The organism is Psychrobacter sp. Ps6, assembly GCF_022129235.1.
Taxonomy (GTDB): domain Bacteria; phylum Pseudomonadota; class Gammaproteobacteria; order Pseudomonadales; family Moraxellaceae; genus Psychrobacter.
Genome location: NZ_JADQAI010000002.1, coordinates 65639 through 81482, shown reverse-complemented (window position 1 = coordinate 81482; position 15844 = coordinate 65639). Strand labels below are relative to the sequence as shown.

General features: G+C 43.4%; 14 protein-coding genes and 1 pseudogene. 3 read left to right on the top strand and 12 right to left on the bottom strand.

Going from position 1 to position 15844, the window contains the following annotated elements; genetic code table 11:
• Nucleotides 1–30: 30 nt before the first annotated feature.
• From I3255_RS02995 to I3255_RS02965, 7 genes are all read right to left on the bottom strand, one after another.
• On the bottom strand, nt 31–780 hold the full coding sequence (locus I3255_RS02995) for a glutaredoxin family protein (protein ID WP_238036700.1): 750 nt from the start codon (nt 778–780) through the stop codon (nt 31–33).
• A 52-nt stretch (nt 781–832) separates the two neighbouring features.
• Nucleotides 833–1318, bottom strand: a complete 486-nt coding sequence (locus I3255_RS02990; protein ID WP_238036698.1) for a DUF305 domain-containing protein — start codon at nt 1316–1318, stop codon at nt 833–835.
• A 27-nt stretch (nt 1319–1345) separates the two neighbouring features.
• On the bottom strand, nt 1346–2458 hold the full coding sequence (locus I3255_RS02985) for a copper resistance protein B (RefSeq protein WP_238036695.1): 1113 nt from the start codon (nt 2456–2458) through the stop codon (nt 1346–1348).
• 25 nt (nt 2459–2483) lie between these two features.
• Nucleotides 2484–4190, bottom strand: coding sequence for a copper resistance system multicopper oxidase (locus I3255_RS02980; RefSeq protein ID WP_238036692.1), 1707 nt, complete (start codon nt 4188–4190; stop codon nt 2484–2486).
• A gap of 79 nt (nt 4191–4269) precedes the next feature.
• Complete coding sequence (locus tag I3255_RS02975; protein ID WP_238036689.1) at nt 4270–4911, bottom strand: DUF411 domain-containing protein; 642 nt, start codon at nt 4909–4911, stop codon at nt 4270–4272.
• A 135-nt stretch (nt 4912–5046) separates the two neighbouring features.
• A complete protein-coding gene (locus tag I3255_RS02970) occupies nt 5047–5640 on the bottom strand; it encodes a cytochrome c (protein WP_238036686.1) in 594 nt (197 codons plus the stop codon).
• Between the two features lie 91 nt (nt 5641–5731).
• The gene (locus I3255_RS02965; RefSeq protein WP_238036683.1) at nt 5732–5992 is read right to left on the bottom strand and encodes a hypothetical protein; all 261 of its coding nucleotides are present in this window, start codon (nt 5990–5992) and stop codon (nt 5732–5734) included.
• Nucleotides 5993–6186: 194 nt separating this feature from the next.
• On the opposite strand from I3255_RS02965, the gene I3255_RS02960 reads away from it, so the two are divergent.
• A complete protein-coding gene (locus I3255_RS02960; protein ID WP_238036680.1) occupies nt 6187–6909 on the top strand; it encodes a heavy metal response regulator transcription factor in 723 nt (240 codons plus the stop codon).
• Nucleotide 6910: 1 nt separating this feature from the next.
• Nucleotides 6911–8386: an ATP-binding protein gene (locus tag I3255_RS02955; protein WP_238036676.1), complete on the top strand. Its 1476-nt coding sequence runs from the start codon at nt 6911–6913 to the stop codon at nt 8384–8386.
• A 255-nt stretch (nt 8387–8641) separates the two neighbouring features.
• Here the strand turns inward: I3255_RS02955 and I3255_RS14840 are convergent, their stop codons facing one another.
• Together I3255_RS14840 and I3255_RS02950 are read right to left on the bottom strand one after the other, a co-directional pair.
• Nucleotides 8642–8770 (bottom strand): hypothetical protein, encoded by a 129-nt coding sequence (locus I3255_RS14840; RefSeq protein WP_269117256.1) that lies wholly within the window; start codon nt 8768–8770, stop codon nt 8642–8644.
• A gap of 114 nt (nt 8771–8884) precedes the next feature.
• On the bottom strand, nt 8885–9718 hold the full coding sequence (locus I3255_RS02950; RefSeq protein WP_025644116.1) for a cation transporter: 834 nt from the start codon (nt 9716–9718) through the stop codon (nt 8885–8887).
• 72 nt (nt 9719–9790) lie between these two features.
• On the opposite strand from I3255_RS02950, the pseudogene I3255_RS02945 reads away from it, so the two are divergent.
• Nucleotides 9791–9865: pseudogene (locus I3255_RS02945) on the top strand (IS1 family transposase); the annotation flags it as partial.
• Between the two features lie 273 nt (nt 9866–10138).
• On the opposite strand, the gene cobA reads toward I3255_RS02945, so the two are convergent.
• The 3 genes from cobA to I3255_RS02930 form a co-directional block, all read right to left on the bottom strand.
• Entirely contained in the window at nt 10139–11071 is a 933-nt protein-coding gene (gene cobA, locus I3255_RS02940; RefSeq protein WP_238036673.1) for a uroporphyrinogen-III C-methyltransferase, read from the bottom strand.
• A gap of 137 nt (nt 11072–11208) precedes the next feature.
• Nucleotides 11209–14388: a nitrate reductase gene (locus tag I3255_RS02935; protein ID WP_238036667.1), complete on the bottom strand. Its 3180-nt coding sequence runs from the start codon at nt 14386–14388 to the stop codon at nt 11209–11211.
• Nucleotides 14385–15812 carry an FAD-dependent oxidoreductase gene (locus I3255_RS02930; RefSeq protein WP_238036662.1) on the bottom strand — a complete coding sequence of 476 codons (1428 nt, stop codon included), beginning with the start codon at nt 15810–15812 and terminating at the stop codon, nt 14385–14387. Before I3255_RS02930 ends, I3255_RS02935 begins: the two co-directional genes overlap by 4 nt.
• Nucleotides 15813–15844: the final 32 nt, after the last annotated feature.

Sequence of the window (15844 nt, the reverse complement as noted above, 5' to 3'; positions counted from 1 at the left end):
ATTCAAGCCTAAGGCCAATCATCATAAGAACTAGAATGTGCTTGAAAATTTCATGAGCATATATATGCCCATACCAACCATCATAATGTTTTCAGTCAAAGATACAAAACCAAGCGGTACATTTGAGTTACCACCAACGCAGGCACATTTTAGCTCACGCTTGTCTATATAGACGGCCTTAAATACTGAGAGGCCATTGATACCGCCTATAAATATAGCCACCATAGCCGCTACTACACTTAGCCATGCGACACCTGCTAACATGGAAATACCTACAAACGCCTCGGCGAAAGGATAAACGTAGGCGTAACGGACTACCTTACGTGCCAACAAATCATATCCCAAAAATTGATTGGTAAAACTCTCTAAATCTTGCAACTTTTGAATAGCAAGCACGATCATGGATAAGGCAACAAACCAGATGATAGTTTGTACCGAAAACAATGTGCTGCTAAACCTCCAAGTCAGTGCAATACTAGCGAGTGCTGTGGTTGCGAATATTGCGATCACTGGCGTGTAGCTCATCTCAGTACTTTCAGAAACCTCTTTGCCAAAAAACGCTTGCAGATCGTCATACCCGCCTATGCGCTCGCCATCGATAAAAATCTGCGGCGTAGTTTTAACATTGAACTTGTCTTTAATTGCTTGAGTTTCAGCATCATTCGTCAAATGTTTGTCTTCGACCTGATAACCATTACGCTCTAAAAGATCGAGTGCTTTTAAACCAAATGGACAAACATGATCAGGTTTGACCATACGATAAACCACGGCTGTTTTCATAATACACACTCCTATCTAACCTATAGATTCTATCTTCTAAACCTTTTACGCTTCATTCAAGCTCTTCAATCAGCTGCTGCATTTCATCAATTTCACGCTTTTGTGCTTCTATGATATCGTCGGCAAGCTGCTGCACACGCGGGTCTTCGATATCAGCACGACTACTAGTGAGAATAGCAATCGAGTGATGCGGTATCATGGCCTGCATCCAATCGACTTGATCGACTGTTGCTTGTGATCTAACACCCCAAATACCAACAGCAAACATCAATACGCTCAGACCATAGATCATCAAGTTAATTTTGGTCTTCTTATACATGTTGGTCATAAAGGCCAACATGACCACTGCCATACCTGCACCCATATACAGTGCCATATAGGCTCTGGTCTCACTAAAATAAATATGATCCCACTCATAAGTATTGAAATACATCATGATGTACATCACAATCGTAGACGTTAGAATCATCAGGGTGAACTTTACATACGGGTTCATGCCCTGTTGATGATTCATGTTTTTCTGATCTGAAGCATTCATAGTATATCTCCTATTATTTTAATGATATTAGAACCAGAATTTGACCCCCGTTGTCAAACTACTGCTATCAACTGATTCATTATGTTGACGTCGTTGACCACGAGCACTACCAAGCGCCGTCTCATAACTCACACCAACGTAAGGCGCTAATTGACGGCTTAGCGTCTCATAAGTCAGCCTCACTTCAGCCTCAAATTCATTAAAGCCTTTAGTAATATGGTTGTCGCTATCCTCTTTGCTAAATGCCGTTAGTTCTACTTCTGGTATCACAACCCAATGCTGATTCAAACGCCACTCGTATTCTGCGCCAAGGTCCAATCGGACCTGTCCATCAGAGTACAGATAAGCCATTGCATCGGTTTCAATAAAATAAGGTGCTGTGCCCTCAATACCCGCCATAACGGCAGGCTTATCATTCTCGGTATCGTAGGCTACCCCTGCCAAACCATTCCAGAAGATACTTAGTGGCTTCCAATAAGACAACGAGGTCAGACTATCAATTTCTTTATCACCCTTGGTCTGAACACTACCTTCGCTGCGTAAAGAGAGGCGGCGCTCATCTAGGCCATACCAAGCACCAACCTCATAATTAATCTGATCGTCATCAAACTGATAACCTAAATCATCTACAGAAACGCCCCATAATGGCATATCACCCATCATCATAGGCTTGCCATAACGTCCATAGGGAACGCCGTTTGAGTAGTCAGGACTTCGAGCATCAGCTGGAGCCTTACCACCTTGCATACCTGACATGTCCATACTGCTGTGATCCATGCCAGACATATCCATGCTGCTATGATCCATGCCAGACATGTCCATACTGCTGTGATCCATGCCAGACATGTCCATACTGCTATGATCCATACCCGACATGTCCATACTGCTGTGATCCATACCCGACATGTCCATGCCACTGTGGTCCATACCTGACATATCCATACTGCTATGATCCATGTCAGACATATCCATGCTGCTATGATCCATGCCAGACATATCCATGCTGCTGTGGTCCATACCTGACATGTCCATACTGCTATGATCCATGATGGTCATCTCAGCAGCATTTGCTAAAGGTAACGTTAATAACATCAAAGATGACATGCCAATAAACGGTAGACTTACTTTATAAATTTTCATAATAAGGCTCATATTCGAAGGTTTATTAAACGACGGCCACTTCTCTGAACATACCGGCTTCCATGTGATACAGCAGATGACAATGCCATGCCCATCGTCCAGCTTCTCCTGTCACATCGAAGCTAATCTTTTGCGCTGGCTGTACCATAATAGTATGCTTGCGCACCTGAAACTCGCCGTTAGGCATACGTAAATCACTCCACATCCCATGTAGATGCATCGGATGATTCATCATCGTGTCATTAACCAAGGTAATACGTACGCGCTCACCCGGCTTAATATTCACTGGTGTCGCGTCACTAAATTTGACCCCATCGAACGCCCAAATATAGCGCTCCATGTTACCGGTTAAATGTAGTTCTATCTCTCGGGTAGGTTTGCGCTGCTCCGCAAATATTGCCTCATCGACAGAGCGCAGCTGACTATAATTCAATACCTCTCTATTAATATTGCGCAGGTTGATACCGGGATCATCAAGGTTCATACGTGGACTGTCCACACGCATATCACTCTTAAAATCGTATTCTGTTTTGGCATGACGGGCTTTATAACCATCAGCACCCATAGCGCCCATCATATCTGCCATTGTGAGCCATTCAACTTTGTCCATAGCAGGTATCGCAGCACGAGCGCCTTCTTTAGTTGCAAGTGTTGCTGCAACATAGCCTGAACGGTCTATGTTTTGGGCAAATATGGTATGGGCATCTTTGGTCGGGGTAACGATGACATCATAAGTCTCAGCCACACCAATACGAAAATCATCAATCGCAACTGGTGCGACATCGATACCATCGGTTGCCACTACAGTCATTTTGAGACCGGGTATGCGTACATCAAAGATAGTTTGCGCTGAGGCATTGATGAAGCGTAATTTAACGCGCTGTCCTGCTTTAACGATTTGTGCCCAATTAGCTGCCGTTGTTTTGCCATTAATAAGGTAGGTAAAGGTAGTCTCACCCGACAAGTCAGTAAAATCGGTTGGCATCATGCGCATCTGATTCCACATTTTGCGCTTATCAAACGCGGTTTTCATATCCGTTTCGGCAATATCAGACAACAGCTTCTTGAAGTCTGGCAGATGATAGTTGTCAAAGTCTGCGCGCTGTTTGAGCAGCTTCAGTAGATTATGCGGATTACGGCTGGTCCAATCACTGAGCACGATCACGTGGTCTTCTTCGATAGGATGACGCTCGCGACCTTTGGGTTCAATCACCATAGCACCCAGCATGCCAGTTTGTTCTTGGAAACCACTGTGTGAGTGATACCAATAGGTGCCTGACTGCATGAGCTTAAACTTATAAGTAAAGGTGCTGTGCGCAGGAATGCCCTCAAAGCTAATTCCAGGTACACCGTCCATTTCAAACGGCACCAGCAACCCATGCCAATGAATAGAAGTTGATTCATCCATCTGGTTATGAACACGTATCACCACCGTATCACCTTCACGCATCTTTAGCGTTGGTGCTGGCAGTGAATCATTGATGAGCGTCGCCATGCTCTTTTTACCGTTCACAATAGCAGACTGTTTACTGACGTATAAATCAAACTCTTTGCCTGTCAATACAGGTACTTTATGAGTGTTTTGATCACTATTAATGGTAGCCGCCTGACTGCCCGAGCGACTCGAATGGCCTAATGCGCTACTGGCAATGGTCGGTATCAAGGAAGCACCAAGGACAGCAGAAGATCCAGTCAAAAAACGTCGGCGGTTCAATATGTTCTGTTTATTCATAATGATGACCTAATTTAATTTGCGAGATGGTGGTTAAGCTTTTGGCTGTTATATTTTTTATATTTAACGAATAATTTAATCACAGTTGCTGCTGAGGAGACTCAATATCCGCATAAACTTCTGTGGTGCCATCTTTATTAAGTTGCATTACCTTGTAAGGCATAAACTTACCTTCATACTCCATACCGGGGCTACCAACAGGCATACTTGGTACAGCAAGTCCAATGGCTTGTGCAGGAGTATTTGCTAAGAACTGTGCCATGTATTTTGCAGGAACATGTCCTTCAAAAACAAAGCCATCGGTGGTAACGGTGGTATGACAAGAACGCATCTGCTGCGGTACGCTATAGCGTTCTTTGAATAAAGACAAATCTTCAACATCGTGTGCGGTTGCGCTTAATCCATTATCTTCTGCATAGCTTACCCATTCTTTGCAACACCCACAGTTGGCATCTTTATAAACCGTCGCTGAAACATTCTTAAGTAGGTCTGATTGGTTGACTACAGGCGTCGTAACCGCTGTAGATTCAGCTTGTGTTTCTGTCACCTGATTGGTTGATGTGGCAACAGTTGGCTCAGGTTGTACGGGTTTTGAATCAGAAGTGCCCGTATTTGATTGGCTACAAGCCGCTAGTAACAGTGAAGATGTCATCATCACTAAAAGCGTACGACCAGATAACTGGTTGTGCTTACTAGAAAACATATTGGTATAGCGTCTCATAAAACACTCCTAAGCATGTATTTGTCTATTGGACATTTTAAAATTTCTACAACCTATCACTAAATAAAGTAAAACAGGCCAAACTTAAATTGCAAAAGGTAGCACTATTTTAGTGCTACGCTTTTTATTAAATAATTAGTGCTGCATTTCAAAGCTATCATCCGACATATCCATATCTCCATCAAAGCTCATGTCCATAATGTCAGTATCTATCCTCGTGGTCAGCATCGTGTACTGAGCTTCATTTAATTCAGGTAACGATCTAATGAAAGCCATCATTGCCCACATTCTGTCATCGTCGTGAGAGGCACCCCATGCTGGCATTCCAGACGCCATGATTCCGTGCTTAATCGCCCAAAATCCTTGCTGTGCGCCAGCTTTCGTTTGATAGCGCTTCACCACATCAGCGTTGGTAAAGTTGGGCGGTTTAGGGTATAGACTTTCACTAAAATCGGTGCTTTCCACCCCAGGTGATAAGTGACAGCCTGCACACATATCTTTATAATCCGCACCGCCTGTACTGATCATATCTACTTTTGCTAGGTTTGGAACGATGATGCCCTTGCTAGCATTTGCTATTGAGCGCGTGCGGGCAGTCTCTAAAAATTTATAAACCAGTGGGCTATGGGCTTGATCAGCGCCAATATTTATCACACCACTAGTCACTACCGCAAAAACGCCTACAATAGCGACAAAGACAGCAAAGAGTATTCCTAGTAAAAACTTCATAGGCTCATCCTAAAAATCCATTTTTATTAATATCCGATTAACCTTTGATGAAAATCATCTAGCAATAATCATGAGCGTATAAAAGGAATCGTTAAGAGTCGCTATCACTGCTCACACAGTGTTTTTGGTACATCTGTTTCATTTTACCCATATTAGCCATCATGGCTTTCATGGCAGGATCATTCATGTCCATCTTGCTGTGATCCATCTTTTGCATCATCTGCATATGCTTTTCCATTTTTTCACAGTTCATCTGATCCTTTTCAGCATGCATCTTAGGGTCATGTGCCATAGCAGACGTTGAAACAACTAAGGCGATAGCGGTTGCTACGATTGATTTAAATAGTGACATGATAGATCCTTATTTGATTGGTATGAAATCGACAAGACTTCAAAGTATTAAGTTACTCTAAAGCATACTTTATTGATTCTGACAGAGACATGACCGCAAGATTACAATATTGTCATCTTGCGAATTTTTGATGTTCAAAGCGGGGTTATGCTTTACTATGCTAGGTAGGCGTGAAATGTATATGGGAAGCTATTATGAAAGTACTGCTGGTAGAAGATGAGTTGAAACTTGGCGAATATATAAAAAAGGGCTTAACCGAAGCTGGGTTTATTGTGGATCATTATCTAACAGGCCTAGATGGCTATCACGCATTGATGACTGAAGAATTTAGCGTGATACTGATGGATGTCATGCTACCGGATATTAGTGGCTTTGAGCTGGTGCGTAACTACCGAGCTGCAGGTAAACATACTCCCGTGCTATTTTTAACAGCAAAAGATGACTTAAGTGACAAGATAAAAGGGATTGAGATTGGTGGCGATGATTATTTAACCAAGCCGTTTGCGTTTGCAGAATTGGTAGTCAGGATGAAAAGTCTATTGCGACGTGCTAATCAAGTCGATTATCAAAGTACGATCATGCAAATAGCAGATCTCAAAATGGATATTGCAAAGCGTACCGTACATAGAAGAGACCAACCTATTAAATTGACCGCAAAAGAGTTCTCGTTATTACAGTTTTTATTAGAGCGCCGAGGTGAAGTTCTACCACGCTCAGTCATCGCCTCTCAAGTATGGGATATGAATTTTGAAAATGATACGAACGTGATTGATGTGGCGATAAGACGTCTGCGCATAAAGATAGACGATGAACATGAGGCAAAGCTGATTCATACTGTGCGTGGTATGGGCTACCGATTAGATGCTGTCAATACAATCGCTGATAGCCAGCCATCTTACGAAGCTGACGATATCTAATATGAAATATCGGTTAGATAGTCGACGCCTGCCATTACTGTGGCGCACCGTTTTTCTGCTAACTGTATTCGTAATTATCTCTCAAGTGATTATTTACGCGTGGGTGCAGCGTTCTGTCAGTGGACATTTTGAACAAATGGACTCTGAGATTATCACGCATGCAGCTTTTAACCTGCGCAAAAGTATCAATGATGTTGATGCTCAGACAAAGTCATCAGCAGCTTCAAAATCTCAGTCATTAACTAGCGCCAACCATCTACATCCTTCTCGGCTTGACTATGACTTAAAAACTGTCATTGCAAATAAGAGCGGTGCACTATTATCTAGCGATCCAACCAGCTTCATCAACGACCTACCTTCAGATTTTAGCCTGCCACAATTGTGGCAAGTCTATCGTGATCAGCAATTCACGATTGAGATAAAGGGTAGGAATTACCGAGCAATCATCATCGAAAACCAAGAGGTTTTGGCACTTATTGCATTGCCCATCGATGTTCATCACCACTATCTCATGCATTTCAATCGTCAACTCAGTATGATTTTATTCGCTATTACATTACTGTTGGTGTCAGTAGCTGCATTAAGTGTGTATTGGGGGTTTGCGCCTTTGGCCACTATCGTACAAAAAATGAAAAGGATTAACCCTGAAAGACTGGATGAAAGAATAACCGTCAGTGATATGCCTTTAGAGCTACGACCACTAGCAAAATCTTATAATTCAATGATGGTCAAACTTGATAGTAATTTTGAATCCTTGTCTCGGTTTTCAGATAATATCGCCCATGAGCTCCGTACCCCAATTGCAACGCTGAGTACGCAAACGCAAGTCATGTTGAGTAAGCCAAGAGATGGTAATGAATACATTGAGCAGCTACACCATCAACATGACACGTTAGAGCAGCTATCGGCTATGATTAATAATATGTTGTTACTGGCAAAAACTCAAAAAGGATTAAGCGACTCGCAAGTTAGTAACGTAGATACCGAGGGTCTAATCACAAAGCTGATCGACTACTATGAAATGCTTGCCGAGGATCGTGAGATAACTTTTGTAAAATCGGGTGTATTTGCGACAGTACTAGGTGATGAAGGTTTGCTGCAGCGGTTATTTGCTAATCTGCTGTCAAATGCCATCTATTACGCCGCTAGTGCCAGCACTATCACAATATCAGCTACCATCATTACCTCAGATATGACTCTTGAGAACTCAAAAGAAGATCCTCTATCCTCAAAACAATCATTATTAAAAATCGCCTTGACTAACCGCTTAGACAAACCGCTAAATCAAAGCGCGGCCGATAAATTATTTGAGCGATTCTATCGTCATGATAAGACAAGCAGTCAACATTCAGGGACAGGACTAGGATTGTCTATCGTTCGGGCTATCGCCAATGCCCATAAAGGCAAAGTAAATATTGCGATCAAAGATGAGTATCATTTTGAGGTTACTGTAGAGTTATTGATGGCCAAATATTAACTATTTTCATACTACGATGCTTGGATTTTATGAACTATAAAAATCGATGAGTTAACAAGATATTAAGATAATAATGACGGCACCCTAGTGAGGACTTGAATCTTGGGCTATAAGCTAATGATATCAATATTTTGACTTTCTTAAATAGTCACAGTGTACTTCTTGGTGTACTTACCATAGATATTCTATCTATGATCGGTGCGCTAGTGAGGACTTGAAGAGACCATCCCAGATTCTGTGTAACTGACGTTTAGATTAAATACTTACACAAAATTTAGGAAGGTCTCCCAGATTCTTATCAAAGACTTCATCATCTATTATTCGCCAAACGGCAACTTGCTGATGGTCTTTGGTGGTGACTAGATTTAAAGTTTGTTCAATCATTGCTTGAGGTCTCATATCCTTATGATGTTTATTTGCTTCAAACCCAGTTACTTTACACTTAGCGGTTTAATTAAGCTACTTACTTGAGCTATTTGCTTCAGTTATTAGGCTTGGCTACTTACTCAACTTCAATATTCTAAAGGCGCCCTGAATAACTAAAGCAAATACGATGCTACCAATAATCAAATCAGGCGTACTAGAGTGTAACCAATTAACCAAAATCCCTGCAACAATTACCCCTAAATTGATAATCACATCGTTTGAAGTGAAAATCATACTGGCTTGCATATGGGCTTCTTCTTCTTTGCTTTTCGATTTTTGTAGTAAATAGAGGCAAATCGAGTTTGCAATTAGCGCAAGAATCGATATGACTATCATGGTAGAAAAGTCAGGTAACTGCTCATTGCCAAAGAAACGTCTTAGTACTTCTAAAAAACCAAGAATCGCTAGCGTAATTTGAAAATATCCGGCAATTCTAGCAATCCGTTTTTTCTTAATGACCGTTCCACCGACCGCAAATAAGCTAATTCCGTACACGAAGCTATCTGCTAACATATCTAAGCTGTCGGCGACCAACCCCATCGAACGAGAAATCAGTCCCGTGCTCATTTCAATAATAAAGAAAGCAAAGTTAATGACCAGCACTATCCATAGTAGCTTTCTTTGCTCAGCATCTTTTTTGTGACTAGAGTCAGCATCAATTTTAAAATTATTGTTGGGATCAGAGGGGTCAATGGTTTCGGTCGAGAGTAGGGTGTCTCCTAATTTTAGGTCATGAATAGCAGTCTCTATCCCTTCTATATTGTCATGATGAAACACAGTTAATTGACGGTTAGGAATGTCGAACTCAAGATGTTCAATATTCGAGTGGCCCTCTAATTTCATTCGGATTAGGTTTTCCTCCGAAGGGCAGTCCATCTTCGATATTTTAAAAGTTGTTTTATTCATAGCTACATTTATATCCGGGTGGTGGTTCAAAAAGTAGAAAAAAAACAGGCTGAGAAATTGATAAATAGTGAAATGCAAATGACACTATACATCAAACGCCCAGCCTGTCTAAGTGACAATATAAAGAAAAATGGTTTCAAAAGTTATACCCCAGCGGAACCAGCCAACTCACCTTTTAAAACTATTAATAGACTACTTAAAACAGACTGGTATAATGGAACCACTTATACCAGTCTGCTGAACTAACTCTTACTGTACCCAAAGTCATGGTACCTTGCATCATACTCTTTTTATTATATCGTCTACTTTTTACATGCGTTTCAGTATTTTGTAGTAGTCATTACTCTGTTTAATAATTTGTGCTGACATACTATAAAAGTGCTAAGCACTATTATCGCTTGGCACTAGTATGCTTCTATCCTACGTGACAACCTCCAAATTACTGACTAAATCATGACTGCTAACAACGTTTTGAACGTCAACACATGCGCTTTTACCTAACGCACCAAGGTTGTAGCTTGCAAACTCATGATATAAAGTAACCACATCACCCATAATTAGTAGTGCAGGTGTTGGTAATTTTGCCTCAGCTTGCTGCTCGGCGATATTACCAAGCGTACCGATGAGCAGCTGCTGAGTTGGTAAACTGGCATGACTAATTACAGCAAAAGGTGTATTACTGTCGCGTCCTGCGGCAATTAGCCCTTGGGTCATCTCATTTAGTCTATTCAACCCCATATAAAAGACAACGGTCTGCGTACTGTCTAAGAGTTCATCGTAGTCATTGTTAGGTGCGCCCAACTTTTTGCAGGCGGTCACAAATTTTACGGCTTGTGCATGATCACGGTGTGTCAAGGGAATACCTGCTCTGCTTGCAGCCGCACTAGCAGCAGTGATACCAGGAATAGATTCAAAATGAATACCATGACGCACCACTTCTTGCAGTTCTTCACCACCTCGTCCAAAAATAAAGGGGTCGCCCCCTTTGAGCCTAACGACCGTTTTACCTGCTAACGCATGTTTGACTAGCAGCTCATTGATACCTTCTTGTGGTAGCGCATGATTGGAACGGCGCTTACCGACAAATATCTTCTCTGCCGTCAGCGCACACATATCTAAGATATCCTCTGAAACCAAACTATCATAGAGTACGACCTCTGCTTTTTGCATCACTCGTAATGCTTTTAACGTGAGTAGCTCAGGATCGCCAGAACCTGCACCAACCAAATGTACCGTGCCCGTTTTCACACTTTTTTCTATACATGATGGCTCATTACTCACACTGATATGACAATTTATATTGGGTAAATTTTGTGAAGTTAATGCGGCGATGAAGGTAGATGAATCAGTCATGGTAATAACTCCTAATAACACTGTTAATGACGCGCAACTCTGCACTTAACAATGGCATAACTAAGAAAAGAAGAGCATATAAAATACGGTGCAAGCCCTATGCCATATTAACGATCCAACTTTGCAACAAGCACTACTTAAGACGCATACCTATCGATCAAGGCATTGATTTGACTCACACATGAACCGCAGTTAGTCCCTGCTCGGCATGCCTTTCCAACCGCATGGGCACTCATACACTGTTGCTTGGTAATCGTCTCGATAATAATATTCTCTCCAACTGCCATACATGAACATACTAATGCACCTGGATCAACATACCCTGTCGCTGGACGACCTGCTAGCAACCACTTATAGCGTTGATTCTTTGGTATCGCATCAGTACTGGCAAAGCAGTTGTTAAGCCAATGAATACTGGGCAGCTGCGCCACCTGCGGTGCAAAACAAACGCTCAGTAGTAGCTGATCGCTTGGTATGTCAGACTTTGACGTACTAATCGATGCCCGATCTATCGCTTTATTATTTGCTTCTACCTGCGTCGAAATGAAGCGAAGCTGCTTTGCTTGCTTGCTGCAAGTGAAGGCACTATTGATCGATTTATCGGTGAGAAATGCTTGATAAGTATTGATAAAGTGCTGCCAATAATCAGGATCAAGCAATTTACTGACGACTCTATCTATAGGACTGGCTAAAGTAATCAAGACGCTATTGGTTTGACGACTTAAACTCCATGTCAATGCTGGTAATGAGTTTGATCTTTCAGAAGTTTTATTTGTATCAGAAGAAGATATCAGCACTCCTTGATCCTCAGACTCTTTCTCAAAATTCAATAAAGTCTCACGCAGATGCACTATCATGGTGTCTTGTAGATCAGGATGCACCAAAATCTTGCCATAAGTTTTCATCGGCACAGGCATCACGCTGATTGCAGAATTTTTTAATTCAGGCTGTCCTGAATGCGGATCAACAACTGTTGGGATCAGCGTACCTACGCGAGCAAAACGAGCAAAGGCGTTGCTCCAATGCATCGGCATAAAGGCATCGCTTGCACTCATACTGTCGCTGATGGCAACTTGGGCGAGCACCTGACTGCCTGTAGTGGTGCTCGCGACCGTACGCGGCGGCTGGCTATTTATTGATAAGTTTTTCTCATAGCAGGGACGTAGCTGTACATAATCGCCTTGGTCAACACCGAGCTGCTTGGCATCATTTGGATGCACGGTGAGCGTTGGTACAGACTCGTGTTGGTTGAGCTGCGGTGCAAGTCCTGTGCGCGTCATCGTATGCCACTGATCGCGCAGCCTACCTGTAATCAGCCGTAAGTCTACTGCCCCTGAGTCATCCTGATAAAACATACGACTGCCGTTGTTTTTTTTACTATTAGTGCTTTTTGACCTTAATCGTCGTGGATGCCTGTTGGGTATACTCGCGTGACTAGACGGCATAATGGCAATGAAACGTGTTTTGATTGGTGCGATACGTGCGCCGCCCCACTGAAACGGTGTCATGGCATCATATGCGTCACGACTGAAAGAAACGACGTCTTTATTTTGCTGCTCAAGATGGTTTGGGCTTTCCTCTATCAATGCTATCGAACCGACTACCATTGGAGAAAGATCTTTTGCTAAATTAAGATAGCGCGGTTGATTGTTCGCTGATATATCTTGGTTGGCATCATTTCTATAAGCAGTTAGGGCGATATGCTCATTAAATATCTCCCTAGGATGCTGATAATCAAACCCTGCCAAACCCATGCGTTTAGCGACTTGCGACAGTATCCACCAGTCAGGCTTTGCTTGTCCGAGTGCAGGCATCAAAGCCCGCTGGCGCGAGATGCGGCGCTCCGAATTGGTCACTGTGCCTGATTTCTCCCCCCAACCCTGTGCGGGCAAAACAATATCTGCACACTTAACCGTGTCGCTGTCGACGGAGCAGTCAGATACTATCACCAAATCACAGGTAGCCAGTGCGCGGCGAAACTTATCAGCCTCGGGCAAGCTGACGACAGGGTTGGTCGCCATAATCCAGATGGCTTTGATACGGCCATCTAGTATGGCATCAGCAGCATCGCAAGCTTTTACCCCAACCTCTGCGGCAAGCGGTTGCGGCGCTTGCCAAAAATCAGCCACCAAGTGACGATGCTGCTCGTTATCTAGGTCTAGATGCGCGGCAAGTAGGTTCGATAACGCGCCCACTTCACGCCCGCCCATCGCATTCGGCTGACCGGTGAGTGAAAATGGACTTGCACCTACTCGGCCCACTCGCCCAGTATACAAGTGAGTATTGATGATGGCATTGACCTTGTCGGTACCACTCGCAGACTGGTTGACTCCCATACTAAATGCTGTGATTGTTTTATCGTTTGCAGCGACCAGCTCATAAAACTCCCGTACCAGTTCCTCACTGATACCGCATGCCGTCGCCACTTTATCAATCGTCCATGTTTTTGCGGCCTCTAAGGCGGGCGTGACATCCTGACACTGCTTAAGATAGTCCTTATCACCACAGCCTTCTTGCTCAAGATAATGCAGCAGTCCGTTATATAAGTGGGTATCCGTGCCGACAGTGATGGGCACATGTAAATCGGCAAATTCACAAGAATCAGTACGACGCGGATCAATCACGATTAGTTTTTTATTAGGATCACGCTTTTTGGCGGCTAAAAACCGTCCGAATAAGATAGGATGACACCACGCCATATTGGAGCCCACCAATACCAACAAATCACAAGACTCTAAATCTTCATAATTACTAGGCACTAAGTCTGCACCAAAAGCACGCTTATGCCCTGCAACCGCTGAGGACATACAAAGACGCGAATTGGAATCGATATTATTATTACCAATGAAGCCTTTAATAAACTTATTGGCAACGTAGTAATCCTCTGTAAGCAGCTGCCCTGACACATAAAACATTACGCTGTCACGCCCGTGTGTCGCGATAGTGTTATTCAAACGACTGGCAATATCATCCAATACTGCCTCCCACTCGACAGGCTGCTTATCTGTTGGTTGTCCTTTTGCAATTGATCGCTGTTTGTCTTGATAATAAGGCTGAGTCAACCTGCGCTCAGTGCCCAATGTTTGTGCCAATGCACTGCCTTTTGAGCAGAGTTTACCGAAGTTTGCTGGATGATCAGGATCGCCTGTCACGCTGACTACACCTGCCTCATCGATGTTTGCTAGTACGCCGCAGCCCACACCGCAGTAAGGACAAGTGGTACGAATAGGACTGATCAAGCCCTCAGTGTAAGTCTTAATGCGAGAGGACGGTACAATATTGAGGTCTTGATCGTCATTTAAGATGGTGCTGCTCATGATGCCTCTCCTATTAGGTGTGCGTCACTTGGCACGGCAGATTCGGGCTCAGCTGCTTCTATTTTCTCTAAATCGCAATAGGCTTCGCCAAAGATAAGGTCTTCTTTTATCGAGGATATATCACTGCCATCAGTGATCAGCTGACTATAAAACCCGCTTTCACTCACATCACCGTACAGTACCGTGCCAATAAGTTTGCTTTCTTTAATATAGAGACAAAGATAATGATTGAGGCTCGTTTGCTGATAGACCACGCGCTCTATCCGCATCATTTCACTATCATCAAAAGCAATCTGACCTGCTGAAAAAGCGGCGATGCCAGATACTTTTAATTTTAAAGATAAAGGTTTACTTATAAAGGGACGCCAGTGGTTTTTAGACTTATTTAGTTGCGAGTCACTATTGGCTGTCTTGCGACTTGAGATGCGTGGCGCTTTTAAGACAGACACCAAAGTATCGACCTGTTGATTGACAGGAGCCACCATCCCGAATAGCTCCCCGTCCAGCTCGACACACTCACCGATCGCATAGACATGCGGGCAGCTAGTATGCATAAAGTTATCTACAAGGATACCTCGGTTAATCTCAAGACCACTTTGCTGCGCCAGCGTCATATTGGGGATGACGCCAACTGCCATGACAATAAAGTCTGCTGGCAGTGTGCGACCATCCTTTAACAACAGACCATTAACCTCGTGTTGATCATTGACCGTAATACATTCTGTGTTGGCTAATACCTCCAGCTTGACACTTCGACTGAAGAGTTCTGCTTGTAGCAGATGAGCGGCGGGCATATCAAGCTGTCGGTTGAGAACATGACTATCGACATGAACCACTGTCATATCTGCCCCTTGAGACGCCAAAGCGCAAGCGGCTTCCAGACCCAGCACCCCGCCACCAATAACGAGACCCTTTTTTGCTTGGCGCGCGTACTCCGTCAATACCTGCACATCAGCAATATCTCGAAATACATGAACACCCTTAGCATCATGATTGGCAAAAGGGATGACGCGAGCTTGTGAGCCAGTAGCCAGCACCAGCTCGGTATAATTTAAGGCTTGTCCATCACTCAATTCAATACACTGTTGCTTGGTATCGATGGCATCTACCGACGTGCCAGCCAATACCGTGATACCCAATTGCTCATATTCTGCTAGCTCGTATAAATATGTCTCTTCAAAAACCGACTCTCCTGAAAGTACTGGTGACAGCATGATACGGTTATAGCCAACTTGCGGTTCTTTGCTAATCAATGTGATGGGTAAATGCGCTGCGCCTTTTTCTTGGCTACTTTGCTGCTGGGCACGTGCCAGCTCAATGGCAAAACGACTGCCTGCCATGCCCGCTCCGATAATAACGATGCCAGCAGTAGTCCGACGTTTAGAAAAAGAAGTATGGGTTGGTTCTGGTGAATCAAGTGACATAGGAAAATCATTCCTTAGCCGCAGCACGCAGC